This window comes from Nonomuraea insulae (assembly GCF_042656245.1).
This window is the reverse complement of the sequence record NZ_JBHSPA010000045.1, coordinates 525,058-541,438: the sequence shown is the minus strand read 5'-3', so window position 1 is coordinate 541,438 and position 16,381 is coordinate 525,058. Positions and strand designations below refer to the sequence as shown.

The following is a 16,381-nucleotide window of genomic DNA, read 5'->3' as shown; positions in this document are numbered from 1 at the left end:
TCAGGAGGGACCACACCCCGGGTCAGCCCGTCGCCGGGCCCGCGCCCTTCCACGGGTCGTAGTCCACCTCGAGCGGCTCCTGCTGGGGCCGCTCCCCCTCCGGAATGTGCTGCAGGTTGACCCGGATCCGGTACCACACGCTGCTGCGCCCCCGCATCCCGTCCACCAGCACGTCGGCGGGCTCCAGCCGGGCGGCGACCTCGGGATGGCGGGCCTTCCACCGCTCGAACCCGGCCATCGCCTCGTCCTTGTGCTCCGCCTTGGCGATCTCGATCACCGGCATGGTCTGCTGCCTGCGCCCGCTGCCCTTGGGCGCCTTGGGCGCGGGCCCCAGCTCCTCCGCCAGCTCAAGGAGCCCGTCGAGCGAGCCCGGGTGCAGATCCATGTCCTCCCACGGGTCGCCGCGCTCCGCCAGCCGCTTGGGCACGGTGTCGACGGTGAACGTCTCCGGACGGCAGCCCGGCACCTCCTCCCAGGTCAGCGGCGTGGAGACGCGGGCATCCCGCACCGCGCGGACGGAGTAGGCGGAGGCCACAGTGCGGTCGTAGGCATTCTGGTTGAAGTCGACGAACACGCCGTGCCGCTCCTCCTTCCACCACCGGCTGGTGGCCAGGTCGGGCGCGCGCCGCTCCACCTCGCGGGCCACCGTCTCGGCCGCCTTGCGCACCTTCGCGAACGGCCAGCGCCGCTCGATCCGGGCGTAGACGTGGAACCCGCGCGACCCGGACGTCTTGGGCCAGGCGACCAGCCCGTGATCGGCCAGCACCTCCCGCGCCACCTGCGCCGTGCGCAGCACGTCGCCCCACTCGACGCCCGGCACCGGATCGAGGTCGATGCGCAACTCGTCGGGTCTGGACAGGTCGTCGGCGCGCACCGGGTGCGGGTTGAGATCGACGCAGCCGAGGTTGACCACCCACAACAACTGGGCCAGATCGGTGCACACCACCTCTTCCGCGCTGAGCCCCGACCGGTATTTCAGCTCGGCCACCTCGATCCAGTCGGGTCGCTTGGCCGGGGCGCGCTTCTGGAAGAACGCCTCCTGCTCGATGCCGTGCACGAACCGCTTGAGCACCATCGGCCGCCCGTGCACGCCACGCAGCGCCGCCTCGCCCACGGCCTGGTAGAAGCGGAGCAGGTCGAGCTTGGTGTGACCGGACTGCGGGAAGACCACCTTGTCAGGGCTGGTGACACGGACCTCGCGCCCGGCGACCTCGATGATGTCAGGCATAAGGTCACGATACGCACGGCGACCGACAACTTCCGGAAGCCGTGCGCGAGCGGCCACAGGTCCTGACAAGCGCGAGGCTACGAGTCCCCGAAGGAACCGTGGCGGCCAGCGCCCGCGGCGAAGCGGGCGGCGCCCTCGGAGGCGTCCGGCAGCGACACCAGTCCGTGCCGCAGCTCGTTCCGCATCGCCTCCTCCTCCCCCAGCCCGCCCTGCTCCAGCGCCGACATGCGGTCACCACGCAGGCATTCCTGGGGGAACCGGGCGATCTCCCCGGCCAGGGACTCGGCGTGCCGCCTGGCCTCGCCGGTGGGGACGAGCCGGTTGGCCAGCCCCCACGCGTACGCCTCCGGCCCCTCCACGGGCCGGCCGGTGAGGATCATGTCCATGGCGCGGGAGGAGCCGATGAGCCGCGGCAGGCGTACCGTGCCGCCGTCGATCAGCGGCACGCCCCACCTCCGGCAGAACACCCCGAACACCGCGTCCTCCTCGGCCACCCGCAGGTCGCACCAGAGGGCGAGCTCCAGCCCGCCCGCCACGGCGTGCCCGGAGACGGCGGCGATGACCGGCTTGGCCAGGCGCAGGCGGGTGGGGCCCATCGGCCCGTCGCCCTCCTCGCCGACGTGGTTGTCGAGCGCCTTGAGGTCGGCCCCGGCGCAGAACGTGCCGCCCTCGCCCCACAACACCGCCACGGCGGCGTCGGAGGCCTCGAAGTCACGGAACGCCTCCGCCAGCGCGTCGGCGGTCTTGCGATCGACCGCGTTGCGCGCCTCCGGCCTGCTGATCACCACAGTGGTGACGGGGCCCTGGCGCTCCACGCGTACGGTCATGCGACCCTCCTCGGGGGGAAGTGCGGATTCTCCTCGGGGAACGTGCCTGAGCGTACGCTCCCGCCCCGGCCTCGGCCAGCGACCCGCCTTCACGCCTGCTTGGAACCCCCGGGTTCAGAAGGCGACGGCGCCCTCCAGCAGCTCGTCGAACGGCGTCTCCGCCGTACGGTCGATGCCGCGCAGCGGGCCCTGGTCGACGAGGTGCGCCTCGACGTACAGGCGGGCCACGAGCGCCTTGCGGCCGTCGTCCAGCCCCCACGTGGCCTGGTCCTCCAGGAGCGCGGCGGCGTAGACGTCGGCCATGAACTGGGCCAGCGGATACAGCCGCTCCTCGGCCACCGGGTGGTCCAGGGCGGACCAGGCGGCGATCGCCTTGGTCAGGTCGTCGACGCGGGTGCGGACCAGGTCGGAGGTGGCCAGGGCACGCAGGTGGTCGAGGAAGGGGACATGGGCCTGCTCGCGGAGCATGGCCCGCCGCACGTCCAGGCAGAGGATGTTGTCGCCGCCCTCCCAGATCGGGTTGACCTGGGCGTCGCGCAGCAGCCGGGCGACCGGCCACTGCTCGATGTAGCCGTTGCCGCCGTGCACCTCGATCGCGTCGCTGGCGGCGGTCACTCCGAGCCGGGAGGCGCGCAGCTTGGTGAGGGCGGGCCCGAGGCGCAGCCGGTGTCCGGCGTAGCCGTCGAACACCATGGCCTGCGCGGCCTCGACCTCCACGATCAGCTCGGCGAGCTTGCGGCGCATCAGCGGCGCTTCGATGAGCGGCCGGCCGAACGCCTCGCGTGCCCTGGCGTAGCAGACGGCCTCCACCAGCGCGCGCCTGGCCACGCCGACGCCCATCATGGCGACGCCGAGCCGGGAGGCGTTGGTGAGCTTCATCATCGTGCCGAGTCCCGAGCCTGAGCCCTGCCCGGCCAGCAGGAACGCCTCGGCCTCGGTGAATTCCACCTCGGCCGAGGCGACGGACCTGGTGCCGAGCTTGTCCTTGAGGCGGCGGATGCGCACCCCGTTGCGGTTGCCGTCCCGCCGCTCCCACAACACCAGGAACGGCGCCACGGCCCCTTCCGGCAGCCTGGCCAGCACCACGAAGGCCGAGCCGTTGGCGTTCGAGGCGAACCACTTGAACCCGGACAACGACCACGCGTCACCCGCGGGCTCCGCCGACGCTTCGAGCGCCGCCAGGTCGGAGCCGCCCGTCCGCTCGGTGAACAGCTGGGCGGCCTCGCCCGAATAGAAGCCGTCGGCGAAGATCTCCCGTACCCGTTCGCGTACGTCCGCGGGCGCGTGCTTCTCGGCGAGGGAGACCACCATGTCCCCGCCCGTGCCGAGCGCGCAGCCCATCCCGACGTCGGCCTGGTCGAGCAGGTATGTCCACGCGGCGCCCAGCACGGCCGGATTCGCCCCGTGCGCGCGGGCCTGTTCGGCGAAGGACGGAGAGGTGAAGTTGTTGTCCATGAGCGCCCGCCGGGCGGTGTGGAACGACGGCGGCATGATGACCTGGCTGACGTCTCTGCCCCACTTGTCGTACTTCTCCAGCCGCGGCGGGTTCCGGTCGGTCTCCTCGGCGCACGCGGCGACGAGCCCGCCCGTCACCTCGCCCAGCCGGTCCAGGTGCGGCTCCGCCCAGGCGAGGCCCTCCCCCAGGTGCCGCCGCATGAGCAGGCGCAGCGTGGGGTCGCAGTGCCACCAGTTCCGCCCGGCCGCGCCCTGGTAGCGCTCGGTGGCGTAACGGTCGCTGCGGTCGAACGGTTCTATGAGATACCGGTCCATACTCGTGAGTGTTACATATACTCGACATGTGACGGAAGAGCGTAATAGCAGGACATTGAGCGCGCGGTCGGCCGTCTTGAGCGCGCTCCTCGGCAGCCATCCGCCCCGCCTCGCGGCCCGCCACCTGGTCAGCATCGGGGCCCTGTTCGGCATCGCGGAGGGCACCGTCAGAGTGGCGCTGTCACGCATGGTGGCGGCCGGCGACCTGCTGCAGGTGAACGGGCAGTACACGTTGTCGGAGCGGCTCGTCGAGCGCCAGGCCAGGCAGGACGAGAGCCGCGACCCGCACACCAGGCCGTGGGACGGCGCCTGGGAGGTGGCCGTGGTCACCGCCGAGCGGCGCGCGGCCGCCGACCGGGCCACGCTGCGGCACACGATGCTCACGCTCCGCCTGGCCGAGTTGCGCGAGGGCACCTGGCTGCGCCCGGCGAACCTGGTGCGGGCCTGGCCGGAGGTCGTCACGGCACAGTGCACGCTGATCGACGGCCGCCCGCACGACGACCCCACTCCCCTGCTGTGGGACCTCGACGGCTGGGCGGCCGAGGCGCACGCGCTGGAGCGGGCCCTCGACCGCGCGGAAGGGCTGGCCGAGGGCTTCCTCGTCTCCGCCGCCGTGCTGCGCCACCTGCTGGCCGACCCGCTGCTCCCGGAGGAGCTGCTGCCGCGGGACTGGCCGGGCGCGCGGCTACGGGCCCGTTACGACGACTTCGACCGCAGGTACAGGGAAGTCCTCCAGCGGCACCTCAGAGGCTGACGCCGAAGATCGTCCGCTTGTTCTTGAACTCGGTGACGCTCCACAACCTGCCGCCCTGCACGCTCAGATCCTCCGGCCCGATCGGGAACGGCCGGGTCTTCAGCGTCTCACCCTCGTGGACCAGCAGCTTGCCGTTGGTGACGGAGTCGGCCGCCTGGCTCAGATACCACTTCCCGCCGCGCGAGGCCGCCCCCTGGATCTTGGGGTGCCCCAGGACGAAGGCGTCCTCGGGCTCGCCGCCCCGCAGGTCCAGGCCCCAGCGCGCCACCCACCCGCCGGGGTCGCTCTCCCGGTATTCGCCCGTGATCAGCCGCGGCGTGGCCCCGCCTCGGTCGATCGAGACGAACGAGAAGTGCGGCCCCGCCTGCGCCACCTTCCAGAAGTCGGTCTGGGGGACGATGTAGCGGTAGCCGAAGGCGTGCAGCTTGCCGCCGTGGCGGCCGATCCTGCCGGACTCCCCCAGGTCGTTCTGTACGGTACGCAGGTCGAGCAGGTTGTTCAGGTCGAAGACCCGCAGGCCGCGTACGGTGTCGGCGACGTAGAGCAGGTCGCCGAAGCAGGCGATGCCGCCCGCGTGGATGTCGATCGGCCCGTAGGAGCCGTCCGGCTTGGCCACGACCAGCAGCGCGTGCTGGTACTTGAGCGACTGAGGGCTCAGGAACGACACCCTGATCCCCCGCTCGCCGGCTTCAGGCCGGAAATACCAGCTCACCAGGAACGCCGGGATCCCGATGTTCCCCGAGTCGTCGCTGCCGGTCAGGCCCTGCGGATACCAGTCGGTGGTGGCCTGGTCCTTGTCGTCGAAGGCATACCACTCGGCCGGTTTGGGGCTCATCCTGCCCATCGTTCCGGCCGCGCCCTTCCTCTTCGCGGTCCGGTTGGCGTTGGCGAGCACGGCTTCCACGGCCGTGCTCCCGACCTCGCCCGCCAGTTTGGCCGCTCCCTCCGTCAGGTCTCCCGTTGCCCGCTTCAGCGCAAAAGGCGCTTTATCGGTGGGAACCATGCCCGATGCCGCCATTTTTTCCTCACCTTTTCCGTCTCTTGACCAGTTTGACGGACGGAGGACGGCTGAGGTTGCCGAATTACTTCCACAAATGCACGGGCGTCCCCGAAAGCGCCAGCTCGCGGTAGGCCCGCACGAGCCGCCTCCGGTCGCCGCCGAAGCGCGCCAGCGCCTCGCGCTGCCACACCGAGCCGGTACGCCGCAGCCGCGTCCGCTGCTCGATGACGTCCAGCGCGCGGTCCGCGTCGTGCGGCGTCACCCCGGCCTTGAGCAGCCCTTCCCTGGCTTCGGGCAGCAGGGTGAGCACCAGCTCGGCGGCCCCGTGCTCGCCGTCCCTGCCGGGCCAGGAGAGCTTGGCGTCCAGCCCGTGCATGGCCGCGCGGTAGAAATTCTGGTAGGCCTCCGCGAACCTGTAGCCGGTCAGATCCCGCTCCGCCTGCGACAACGTCAGCCCGAGCAGGAAGGCCGTGTTGGCCGCCATGTCCGCGCACGAGGGGCCGGCGGGCAGGGCGCGCATCTCGATCCGCAGGTGGCCGCCGTCGGCCGGGTCGTAGACGGGGCGGTTCCACTGCCAGATGGTGCCCTGGTGCAGCCGCAGCTCCGGCACCTCGTGCCGCTTCGCCCCCTCGGTGAGGTCGGGCACGATCGGGTCGTAGTCGCGTACGTACCGCTCGAACAGCTCGTGGGCGCCCTCGCGCACCCAGTCGGAGCCGAAGGTCACCCGCCCGTCCCTGCGCTCGCGCCGCTGCACGTCCCGGTCGTCGGCGGCCTCCTCCATCAGCGCGATCCGCGTCTCCTCCCACAACTGCCTGTCCAGGAAGAACGGGGAGTTGCCGCACACGGCGAGCACCGGGCCGATGGCGAGCTGGGCGGCGTTGAACAACCGGGCGAAGCGCTCGGGCGGGGTGCGGATGTGCACCTGCCAGGAGGTGTTGGCGCTTTCGAGGATCACGTCCTCCACCGACAGCTCCAGGTCGTCGATCTTGACCAGGAACGGCTCCAGCCGGAGCCGCCTGATGCCCCTGCTCATGGCCCGGTAACGGTTCTGGTCGCTCATGGCGCCGATCGTGAAGTCCTCGGTGTCGAGCGTGGGCAGGATGCCGATGGGCAGCGCGCCCCCGCCCTCCACCGCCTCGTCGACCTTGGTGAACGTCTCCTGCACCTCCGAGCTCAGCACCTCGAAAGGGTTGCCCTCCAGGGGCGTGGGGGTCAGGTTCACCTCTATGTTGTAGCGGCCCAGCTCCAGCACGACCCGGGGGTCGTCCAGGGTCTCCTGCACCTGGCTGTTGTGCGGCAGGGGCCGCCCCTCCTCATCGATCAGGAACAGCTCCAGTTCGGCCCCGATCGTGACCGGGCCCTGGCCGAAGCCGGGGGTTTCGAGCAGCTCGCGCAACACCGCGAGCTGCTCCTGGATGCGTTCCCCGAAGCGCGCGAACTCCGCTTCGGTAAATCGCTCTTTATCCAGATCTCGTCCCATCACCAACTTCTGTCCTATTTGCAGGTCTTGACACCTCACCAGGGAAGAGGGCCGGCATCCTCCAGGTAGGCCCCGGTCGGACCGTCCTCGCCCACCGTCGCGAGCCGTACGGCGATCGCCGCCCCCTGCTCGGCCGTGCGGTACCCGGTGTGCCCGTTGAGATCGGTGGCGCAGTAGCCGGGGTTGGCGGCGTTCACCTTGATCGGGGTGTCCATCAGCTCCTTGGCGTAGCAGATGGTGATCATGTTGAGCGCGGCCTTGGAGGAGTTGTAGGGCAGGTGGTTGAACTGCTTGAAGGGGCTTTCCGGGTCGATCGCCATGGCCAGCGAGCCGAGCTCGCTCGACATGTTGACGATCCGGCCGGACTCGGCGCGGCGCAGCAGCGGCAACATGGCGTTGGTCACGGTGACGACGCCGAACACGTTCGTCTCGTAGAGCTCCCTGACCCGCGCGGCCGTGACGCCGCTGGGCCGCAGGTCTGTCATCTCGCCGCTGATGCCGGCGTTGTTGACCAGGATGTCGAGCCGGCCGTACTCGGCGTCGATCCACTTCGCGGCGGTGGACGCGCTCTCCTCGTCGGTCACGTCGAGCCGCACGTACGGCTGCCCCAGCCGTCCGGCGGCAGCCCGGCCGCGCTCCTCGTCGCGCGCTCCCACGATCGTGGTGACGCCCTGCCCGGCCAGCAGGCGCGCGATCTCGTAGCCGATTCCCTTGTTGGCACCCGTGATGAGGGCGATCTTCGTCATGTCTCCACGTTCGCGCAGGCCGGAGGGGGGCGGGAGAGACCTGAAGAGGCTGGGATCAGCGGTACCACCCACGGCGCCGGGACATCGCCGAAGATGGAGGCATGAACCGCGACGAACTAGCCGAATTCCTCCGCGTCAGGCGCGCCCGCGTCACCCCGCCGGAGGTGGGCCTGCCCAGCGGCGACCGGCGCCGCACGCCGGGCCTGCGCAGGCAGGAGGTGGCGCAGCTCGCGGGCATGTCGATCGACTACTACATCCGGCTTGAGCAGGGCCGGGGCCCGCACCCGTCGAGGCAGGTGCTGAACGCGCTGGCCAGGGCGCTCATCCTGAACCAGGACGAGCGCACGCACCTGTTCCACCTGGGGGGCCAGCCGCTGGACCCGCCGCGGATCAGGGACGACGTGCCGGGCAGCCTGCTGCACCTGATCTCGTTCCTGGAGGAGGTCCCCGCGTACGTCCTGGACGCCCGCTACGACATCCGCGCCTGGAATCCTCTGGCCAGCGCGATCATGGGCGATCTGAGCGCCCAGCCGCCCGACGCCCTCAATGTCATCCGCTGGGTCTTCATGTCGCCCGACATCGCCGAGCACCTCGGCGACGAGGAGAAGGGCCGTTTCGCCCGCGCCTCGGTCGCCGACCTGCGCGCCGCGGCGGGCCGCTACCCCGAGGACCGCGCCCTCCAGGAGCTGGTGGCCGAGATGATCGCGCTCAGCCCCGAGTTCGCCGAGTTGTGGGCCAGGCACGAGGTCCAGATACGCCGGGAGCAGCGTAAGAGCATCATCCACCCGGTGGTCGGCGTGATCGACACGATCTGCCAGGTCATGCCGGTGCCCGACCGTGATGACCTCCGTTTGGTGCTCTACACGACCGAACCTGGTTCACGCTCACACCAAGCCTTGCGCGAGCTGCGGCAATTGACCCTAAGCTCATGAGATGCGAGCGGTTGCCTTTGACATCTTCGGTGGAGAGCTCGACGTGCGCGAGCTGCCCGACCCTTCCCCTGCCCCGCACGGAGCGGTGATCAGAGTCGAGGCGACGGGCCTGTGCCGCTCCGACTGGCACGCCTGGCAGGGCCACGACCCCGACATCAAGGTCCTGCCCCACGTGCCGGGCCACGAGCTGGCGGGCGTGGTCGAGGCGGTCGGCTCCGACGTGCGCGGCTGGCGGCCGGGGGCGCGCGTGACCGTGCCGTTCATCTGCGCCTGCGGCACGTGCGCCGCGTGCGCCGCAGGCGACCAGCAGGTCTGCGAGCGGCAGACGCAGCCGGGCTTCACCCACTGGGGCTCCTTCGCCGACTACGTCGCCATCGACCACGCCGACGTCAACCTGGTCGACGTGCCCGAGGACATGGCCTACGCCACCGCGGCCGGGCTCGGCTGCCGCTTCGCCACCGCCTTCCGCGCCGTGTCGCAGGTGGGCGAGGTACGCCCCGGGGAGTGGGTGGCGGTGCACGGGTGCGGCGGCGTGGGCCTGTCGGCCGTGATGATCGCGACCGCGGCCGGCGCCAGGGTCGTGGCCGTGGACATCAGCAGCGACGCCCTGCACCTGGCCGAGCAGGCGGGGGCCACACACTTCGTCAACGGCTCTGCCGGTGACGCGGCGGCCCAGGTCAGGGAGCTGACCAGGGGTGGCGCGCACGTGTCGATCGACGCGCTGGGCAGCGCCCAGACGTGCGCCGCCTCCATCGAGAGCCTGCGCCGCCGGGGCCGCCACGTCCAGGTCGGGCTGCTGCCGGGCGCGGCGACGCCGGTGCCGATGGACCGGGTGATCGGCTACGAGCTGCGGCTGCTGGGCAGCCACGGCATGGCCGCGCATGCCTACCCGCCGATGCTGGAGCTGATCAGGGCCGGGATCCTGCACCCCGACCAGCTCGTCACCCGCACGATCGGGCTCGGGGACGCGGGTAAGGCGCTGGCCTCGATCGGCTCGGTGCCGGGCGTCACGATGATCACTCCTCGATCTGGACCCGGAGCGTTCTGAGCACCATCGCCAGCATGCCGTAGTGGGCCACGAGCATGACCAGCTCGATCCTGCGCGCCTCGTCGTAGCGGTCGCACAGCGCTGCCCACGTCGCGTCGGTCAGGTCGCCGGCGTAGTGCAGGTCGTCGGCTACCTGGAGCACGAGCTGGTCCTCCACCGACCAGAGGGCGTCCGGGTGGCGCACGGACTCGATCTCCTGGCCGGTGAGGCCCGCCTCGTGCGCGAGGCGGGCGTGCTGGGCCCACTCGTAGGGGCTGTCGCAGTGGTAGGCGGTGCGCAGGATGGCCAGCTCCCGGTCGCGGGCGGGCAGCGTGCCGTCCAGCAGCGCGCCGCCGAAACGCAGCCACGCCCGGTACAGGCCGGGGTGGCGGGCCAGGGTGGCGAACACGTTGTACGGATTGGCCTTCGTGAAGTCGTCCCACTCTTCGGGGGGCAAGGGCTGCACGCGGGGGTTCATGGTCATCAGGATCCCTCACATGGGCGAGTCCTTACAGGGCAGTCCTTAGTGTGAGCCGGACTCAAGAAACTCTTGACGCTTCGTTCGAAGCACTTTTCACGTTCGGGTCAATACGGCAATATGAGGGAGCCCGCAGACGTTGCAAGCCTGGTCGACCGCAAGGACGCATGGTGATTCGAACGTTGCTCGCTGAGGACATGAACCTGGTACGGGGGGCGCTCGTGGCGCTGCTGGCGTATGAAGACGACATCGAAGTCGTGGCCGAGGTCGAAAGGGGCGACCGCATCCTGGCAGCGGCCAGCGCCTGCCGCCCCGACGTCGCGGTGATCGACATCGCCCTCCCCGGCAAGGACGGGCTCGCCGCCGCCGGCGAGTTACACAAGGAGTTACCCGAGTGCGGGGTGCTCATCCTGACCGGCGTCGGCACCCCCGGGCTGCTGAAGAAGGCGCTCGACGTGCACGTACGCGGATTCATGGCCAAGGACGCCCACCCGGGACGGCTGGCGGACGGGATCCGCAGGGTGGCCGAGGGCGAGCGGGTCATCGACTCCGAGCTGGCGATCGCGGCCATGCGGCCGGCCGAGGCGCCGCTGACACCGCGCGAGCTGGACGTGATCGGCGCGGCGGCGGACGGCGCGTCGATCGGGGAGATCGCGGCCTTGTTGTACCTGGCCGAGGGCACGGTACGGAACTACCTGTCCAAGTCCACGGCCAAGCTGGGGGCGCGCAGCAAGCTCGACGCCGTCCGCATCGCCAGGGAATCAGGCTGGATCTGAGCCCGTGTGGGCGGCCAGGAAGGCCAGGACGTCGGCGGCAAGGCCGACGGACCGGCTGACCGCACGCGCGCCGTGTCCCACGTCCCGCTCGTGCCTGAGCAGGATCGGCCGGTCACCGCCGGTCGCCCACTGCAGGGCGGCGCACATCTTGCGGGCGTGCATCGGATCCACGCGCGTGTCGGCCGCCGAGACGGTGAACAGCGTGGCCGGGTAGTCGGTGCCCTTGCCGGCGTGGTGGTAGGGCGAGTAACCGAGCAGCCAGCCGAGCTGTTCCGGGTCGTCGGGGTCGCCGTACTCGCCGGTCCAGGAGGGGCCGAGGCCGCTGAGGTGGTAGCGGGCCATGTCGAGCAGCCCGGCCGAGCACACGGCCGCGGCGAACAGGCCGGGCCGCTGGGTGAGGACCGCGCCGACGAGCAGGCCGCCGTTCGACTCGCCCCAGATGCCTAGTTGCTCCGGGGTCGTCCAGCCGTCGGCGATCAGCTTCTCGGCGGCGGCCACGAAGTCGTCGAACACGTTCTGCTTGCGTTCCAGCATGCCGTCGCGGTGCCACGCCTCGCCCTCCTCGCCGCCGCCGCGCAGGTTGGCGATGGCCAGCACGCCGCCCGCCTCGACCCAGGCCAGGGAGTCGGCGGCGTAGCCGGGCATGAGGGGGATGCCGAAGCCGCCGTACCCGCTGAGTATCGCCGGGCGGGGGCCGCCCTGCCATGGGCGCGCGACGACGACCATGCGGATGAGGGTGCCGTCGGCGGAGGCGTACTCGATGTGGTGGCTGCTCACGGAGGGCAGCGAGACGCGGCCGGGGGCGGAGAGCCAGAGGGTGGTGGCGTCGGTGCGGGCGTCGTAGCGCCAGATCTCGGCGGGGGTGACGGCGTCGGTGTAGGCGAACCACGCCTCAGGGCCGCCCTCGGGGCGCGAGGTGAGCGAGGCGATCGAGCCGCTGCCGGGCAGCGGCACGGTGCCCAGCCGCTCCCCTGTACGGGCGTGGTGCACGGCGATCTCGCCGACCGCGTGCCGCGTCCTGGACACCAGCAGCCGGTCCCCGTCGAGCACGGTGAACGCGCCCAGCACCGCCTCCCGGTCCTCGGGGATCAGCTCGCGCCAGGCGGTGGGGGCTTCCGGGTCGGCCACGCAGAGCCTGCGCCTGGGGGCGTCGCGGTCGGTGAGGAGGTAGAGGCGGCCGTCGCAGGCCACCGCGCCGACCGTGCGGGCGTGCGACCCCTCCTGTACGGGACGGGGCCGCGGGTCGGCCGGATCCCCCTGGGACAGATCGGCCAGCCAGAGCGAACTGCCCGAGGCGGTGCCCGCGGAGATCGTCAGCCAGCGGCCGTCGGCGCTGATCTGCACGCCGTACGAGATCGGGCCCCTGGTGAACACGGGGACGTCGGAGCCCGGGGCGCCGATCCGGTGCAGGTGGACGCCCTGCCGGAAACGTACGTAGTAGAACGCCTCGCCGCCCGGCAGCCAGGCGACCGCCGAGTAGCGGCAGCCGCCGATGGGCCCGTCGACGACTGTGCCGGTGTCGAGGTCCCTGACATACAGGTCGGCCCGCTCGTCGCCGCTGCGTGAGAGCTGGTAGGCCAGCCGGCGCCCCTCCAGGTCGGGCTGCCAGTCGTCCAGCGTCGTCAGCCCGGTGGGGTCGAGTTCCGTGGGGTCCAGCACGACGTGGTCGTCGCAGTAGAGCACCGGGTGTTCCTGGGAGGTGGATTGCCGCAGGTGGAAGCGCTTGTGGCCGCGCCACACCGGCGGGGTGACCAGGCCCGTCTCGCTGAGCTCGGTCAGCCGGGCCAGGAAGCGCTCGCGCTGGGGCAGCCGGGCGGCGCTGTCGCGCCACAGACCGTCCTGGGCCGTCAGCCAGGCTTGCGTGCGGGAGTCAGCGGGGTCCTCCAGCCAGCGGTACGGGTCGTCGATCTCGTGGCCGTGGTGGTGGTCGGTGAGGGGGAGGCGGTCGGCGGGCGGATAGCTGTCTGGAAATTTCATGACACGGGCTCCGGGTGCCAGTGGCCGGCCAGGTCGGCGTACAGGGGAGAGAGCTTGATCAGCTCCTCGTGGGTGCCGATCGTGATCCGCGCGCCGTCCATGAGCAGGATGCGGCGGGCACGCAGGGCGGAGGTCAGGCGGTGGGCGATCACGATGAGCGTGCCGTCGCGGCGCGCGAACGCCTCCTCCGCCCTGGCCTCGGCGGCGGGGTCGAGGTGGCAGGTGGCCTCGTCGAGGATGACGAGGGGGGCGGGGGCCAGGTAGGCGCGTACGAGGGCGATGAGCTGCCGTTGCCCGGCCGACAGGGCGCCCGGCTCGACCACCGCCTCGTATCCGCCCAGCCCGGCCACCAGATCGGCGGCCCCGACCGCCTCGACCGCCGCCTCGATGCCCTCCTCGTGAGCGCCGCTCACGTGGTAGGCGAGGTTCTCCATGAGCGTGCCGCGGAAGACGTACGCCTCCTGGGGGATCAGCACGCGGGCGGCGGGATCGACCTGGTCGGCGGGCACTCCGCCGATCAGCACCTCTCCCCCGCCTGGCGGCAGCAGGCCGCTGATCAGGGACGCGAGCGTGGACTTGCCCGCTCCGCTGGGTCCCACGACGGCCAGGTGATCGCCTTCGGGGATGGCCAGGTCGAGGCCCTCGATGACGGGCTCGGAGCGGGGGCCGTAGGAGAAGGTGACGGCGTCGAGCCGTACGTCGGTCGTGAAGGGGCTGATCAGGGAGCGGGCCGGTGGGGCGGGCGGGGCCATGGCGCGGATGCGGTTCAGCGAGGCGGCGAGCCTGATGCCGCTGACACCGAGCCCCTGGACGAGGCCGCCGAGCGCGGGAGCCAGGGACTGGGTGACGTAGGCGAGCGTGCCGACGATCACGCCGGGGCCGACGCCTCTGCCGAGCAACCAGGGCGTACCGGCCAGGACGAGGATGACGGGAAGCCAGCCGCCGGCGGCGAGCGCGGCGGTGCGGGCGGCGGTGACCCCGGCGAGGCCGCGGGCGGCGGCGGCCTGCGCCCGGACGTCGCGATCCAGGTGAGCTTCCACGCGTTCCCGCAGGCCGCACGCCTCGATGTCGCGCAGACCGCCCGCCGTCTCGGTCATCGCCTCGGCCAGGTGCTCGTCGGCCAGCAGGAACGCGCGTTGCCGCCGCGCCAGCGCGGGCAGCGAGGCCAGGAACAGCCCGAGCCCGGCCAGGAACGGCGGCAGCACCAGCACGAGCGTGTCGGGAGCCAGGGTGAGCAGCCCCAGGACGACGCTGACCACGGTGAACACGAACCCCCGCACGGTGGTGACCACGGCCGCGAAGGCGTCCCTGGCCAGCTCGACCTGCAGCCCTGCCCTGGCCACCGCGGCGCTGTCGCGGCGCGTGCCCGGCTCCCGCCGCAGGGCGCCCTCGACGACGTGCGTCAGGAGATCGTCCCTGAACGGCTCCGCCACCGCGGCCACGGCCAGCACGACCTGCCGCGCGGCCACGGCCCCCGCCAGCCAGGTCACGCCGAGGGCCGCCAGCCACGCGACCCCGACCAGCGGCACGGCCGCGGCGAACCCGTCCTCGATGGCCCGGGCGACGGCGTGCCCGATGAGGAACGCGGGCGCCGACTCCAGCACCGACCACAACCCGATCCTGACGAGCTGCCGCGGCTCCCGCCGCAGAGCCTGCCAGAACCCGGTCCGTCGTTCCTTCGGTGCGTTCATGTCGCGTCCCCCTGGAAGACCGCCCGGTAGCCCGGGTCCTGCCACAACACGTGATGGGGTGCGCACGCGCGCAGGGTCCCGTCGTCGAGCCAGATGACGCGGTCCGCGCGGGCGGCCGTGGCGAGCCGGTGGGCCGCGATCAGCCGGGTACGGCCCCGGGGGTCCGTGGTAAGAGCCTGGCCGACCTGGCGTTCTGTCACGGTGTCCAGGCTGGAGGTGGCGTCGTCGAGCACCAGCAGCCGTTCTCCCTGCGCGAACGCCCTGGCCAAGCCGATCCGCTGCCGCTCACCACCCGACATGGGCGCGTCGGGCAGCGGGGTCGCGTAGCCGAGCGGAAGCCGCCGGATGAACGCGTCCGCGCACGCCGCCCTGGCCGCCTCCGCCGATGAGCCGCCGATGGCGTCGCCGATCGTCTCGCCGACCAGGACGGGGCGTTCGAACGCGTACCCGATGGCCCGCCGAAGCTCCTCCCACGACAACTCCCCCAGCGGGACCCCGTCGAGCAGCACGCTCCCTCGCTCGGGGTCGGCCAGCCGCCCCGCCAGCGCCGCGAGCAGCGACTTCCCCGCCCCGGAGCGCCCCACCACGGCGGTCACCGAGCCTCCTGGGAGGGTGAGGTCGCCGACGGTGAGGCCGTTCGCGGCGACGTCCCTGAACTCGACGGTCCCAGTCCCGGGCGGGAGTGTGCGGGCGCCGTGCGTGACGGGCGTCAGGTCGAGGACCTCGGACACCCGGGCGGCGGCGGCCCGCGCCCTGGCCAGGCCGCCGATGTGGCCGAGCGACGTGCTGAGCGCCGCCCCGAGCACGGCGTAGCGGGCGGCGGCGTACAACTCCCCGATCGTGAGGTCGCCGGCGGCGAGCATGAAGCCGCCCGCGGCGAGCACGGCGACCTCCAGCAGCGGCACCACGACCCCCGACCGGACCGCGGCGGAGGCGTTGGCCCGCCACAGATCCATCCCGTGCGCGCGCAGCCAGGGCAGCGGTGTGAGCACGCGCCGCGCCTCCTGGGCGGAGGTGCCGGCGGCGGCGATCGTGCGCGCGCCGTCCATCGCGTCCACGAGCCGGGCCGCGATCTCGCCCTGCACCTCCTGGTAGCCGCCGGCGAGAACGGTCGTCGTGCGCAGGAAGGCCCGCAGGACGAACAGGATGACCACGATTCCGGCCGCGAGCGTCAACGTCAGGACGGGGGCGATGAGGGTGAGCGCGACCAGCGCGCCCGCCGTGGGCACGAGAAGGGCGAGCGCGCTGGTCACGGTCTCCGGCGCGCGGCCTACCTCCTCGGCGTTCAGGCCGGCCCGGGTGACGAGTTCGCCTGCGGGGAAGCGGCGGGTGGCCGCGTGACCGGTGCCGAGTACGTGGCGCAGCAGGCCGGAGCGCAGGGTGGCGGCGGCGTAGGCGCCGCTGGCGCCGCGCGCCCACACACCGAGGCTCTCGCAGAGCATCACGGCGGCGATCGCGCAGGCGCAGAGTGCGAGCCAGGGCGTGCCGTCCATCTGGCCGCCCGCCTGGCGCGCGACGAGGGCGTCGACCGTGCGGCCGATGAGGTAGGGGATGGCCAGCTCGCCGGCCGCTCCCACGACTGCCGTGACGGCCAGCGCGGCGGGCCAGGGGCCACCGCGCCGTACCGTGCCGATCACCAGCCGGTCACCTGCCAGCACGCCGCGCCTCCTCGCGTAGCTGATGGGGAGGCCCCGC

The 16,381-nt window shown here is 72.1% G+C and carries 14 protein-coding genes; 4 read left to right on the top strand and 10 right to left on the bottom strand.

Annotated elements, in window-relative coordinates:
* Window positions 1-22: 22 nt before the first annotated feature.
* The 3 genes from ligD to ACFPZ3_RS36850 form a co-directional block, all read right to left on the bottom strand.
* The gene (ligD, locus tag ACFPZ3_RS36860; protein ID WP_379518951.1) at window positions 23-1,228 is read right to left on the bottom strand and encodes a non-homologous end-joining DNA ligase; all 1,206 of its coding nucleotides are present in this window, start codon (window positions 1,226-1,228) and stop codon (window positions 23-25) included.
* Between the two features lie 77 nt (window positions 1,229-1,305).
* Window positions 1,306-2,055 (bottom strand): crotonase/enoyl-CoA hydratase family protein, encoded by a 750-nt coding sequence (locus tag ACFPZ3_RS36855; RefSeq protein WP_379518950.1) that lies wholly within the window; start codon window positions 2,053-2,055, stop codon window positions 1,306-1,308.
* Between the two features lie 114 nt (window positions 2,056-2,169).
* The gene (locus ACFPZ3_RS36850; RefSeq protein ID WP_379518949.1) at window positions 2,170-3,825 is read right to left on the bottom strand and encodes an acyl-CoA dehydrogenase family protein; all 1,656 of its coding nucleotides are present in this window, start codon (window positions 3,823-3,825) and stop codon (window positions 2,170-2,172) included.
* A 4-nt stretch (window positions 3,826-3,829) separates the two neighbouring features.
* Between ACFPZ3_RS36850 and ACFPZ3_RS36845 the strand changes: the two genes are divergently transcribed.
* Window positions 3,830-4,579, top strand: a complete 750-nt coding sequence (locus tag ACFPZ3_RS36845) for a PaaX family transcriptional regulator C-terminal domain-containing protein (RefSeq protein WP_379518948.1) — start codon at window positions 3,830-3,832, stop codon at window positions 4,577-4,579.
* Here the strand turns inward: ACFPZ3_RS36845 and ACFPZ3_RS36840 are convergent.
* From ACFPZ3_RS36840 to ACFPZ3_RS36830, 3 genes are all read right to left on the bottom strand, one after another.
* Window positions 4,569-5,483: a hypothetical protein gene (locus ACFPZ3_RS36840; protein ID WP_379518947.1), complete on the bottom strand. Its 915-nt coding sequence runs from the start codon at window positions 5,481-5,483 to the stop codon at window positions 4,569-4,571. The genes ACFPZ3_RS36845 and ACFPZ3_RS36840 overlap by 11 nt on opposite strands.
* A gap of 178 nt (window positions 5,484-5,661) precedes the next feature.
* Entirely contained in the window at window positions 5,662-7,059 is a 1,398-nt protein-coding gene (locus tag ACFPZ3_RS36835) for a glutamate-cysteine ligase family protein (protein WP_379518946.1), read from the bottom strand.
* Window positions 7,060-7,094: 35 nt separating this feature from the next.
* The gene (locus ACFPZ3_RS36830; RefSeq protein ID WP_379518945.1) at window positions 7,095-7,805 is read right to left on the bottom strand and encodes an SDR family oxidoreductase; all 711 of its coding nucleotides are present in this window, start codon (window positions 7,803-7,805) and stop codon (window positions 7,095-7,097) included.
* Window positions 7,806-7,906: 101 nt separating this feature from the next.
* Between ACFPZ3_RS36830 and ACFPZ3_RS36825 the strand changes: the two genes are divergently transcribed.
* Both ACFPZ3_RS36825 and ACFPZ3_RS36820 read left to right on the top strand, forming a co-directional pair.
* Window positions 7,907-8,737 (top strand): helix-turn-helix transcriptional regulator, encoded by an 831-nt coding sequence (locus ACFPZ3_RS36825; RefSeq protein ID WP_379518944.1) that lies wholly within the window; start codon window positions 7,907-7,909, stop codon window positions 8,735-8,737.
* A gap of 1 nt (window position 8,738) precedes the next feature.
* Window positions 8,739-9,785, top strand: a complete 1,047-nt coding sequence (locus ACFPZ3_RS36820) for a zinc-dependent alcohol dehydrogenase family protein (protein WP_379518943.1) — start codon at window positions 8,739-8,741, stop codon at window positions 9,783-9,785.
* Here ACFPZ3_RS36820 and ACFPZ3_RS36815 read toward each other — a convergent pair.
* Window positions 9,754-10,242 carry a carboxymuconolactone decarboxylase family protein gene (locus ACFPZ3_RS36815; protein WP_379518942.1) on the bottom strand — a complete coding sequence of 163 codons (489 nt, stop codon included), beginning with the start codon at window positions 10,240-10,242 and terminating at the stop codon, window positions 9,754-9,756. The two genes, ACFPZ3_RS36820 and ACFPZ3_RS36815, sit on opposite strands and share 32 nt — an antisense overlap.
* 167 nt (window positions 10,243-10,409) lie before the next feature.
* Between ACFPZ3_RS36815 and ACFPZ3_RS36810 the strand changes: the two genes are divergently transcribed.
* Window positions 10,410-11,018, top strand: a complete 609-nt coding sequence (locus ACFPZ3_RS36810) for a response regulator transcription factor (RefSeq protein ID WP_379518941.1) — start codon at window positions 10,410-10,412, stop codon at window positions 11,016-11,018.
* On the opposite strand, the gene ACFPZ3_RS36805 is transcribed toward ACFPZ3_RS36810, so the two are convergent.
* The 3 genes from ACFPZ3_RS36805 to ACFPZ3_RS36795 all read right to left on the bottom strand — a co-directional run.
* Window positions 11,004-12,995, bottom strand: a complete 1,992-nt coding sequence (locus tag ACFPZ3_RS36805; protein WP_379518940.1) for a prolyl oligopeptidase family serine peptidase — start codon at window positions 12,993-12,995, stop codon at window positions 11,004-11,006. The genes ACFPZ3_RS36810 and ACFPZ3_RS36805 overlap by 15 nt on opposite strands.
* Window positions 12,992-14,686: an ATP-binding cassette domain-containing protein gene (locus ACFPZ3_RS36800; RefSeq protein ID WP_379518939.1), complete on the bottom strand. Its 1,695-nt coding sequence runs from the start codon at window positions 14,684-14,686 to the stop codon at window positions 12,992-12,994. The genes ACFPZ3_RS36805 and ACFPZ3_RS36800 overlap by 4 nt, the downstream gene beginning before the upstream one ends.
* On the bottom strand, window positions 14,683-16,381 hold a 1,699-nt coding region (locus ACFPZ3_RS36795; protein WP_379518938.1), incomplete at its 5' end, for an ATP-binding cassette domain-containing protein. The genes ACFPZ3_RS36800 and ACFPZ3_RS36795, both read right to left, overlap by 4 nt.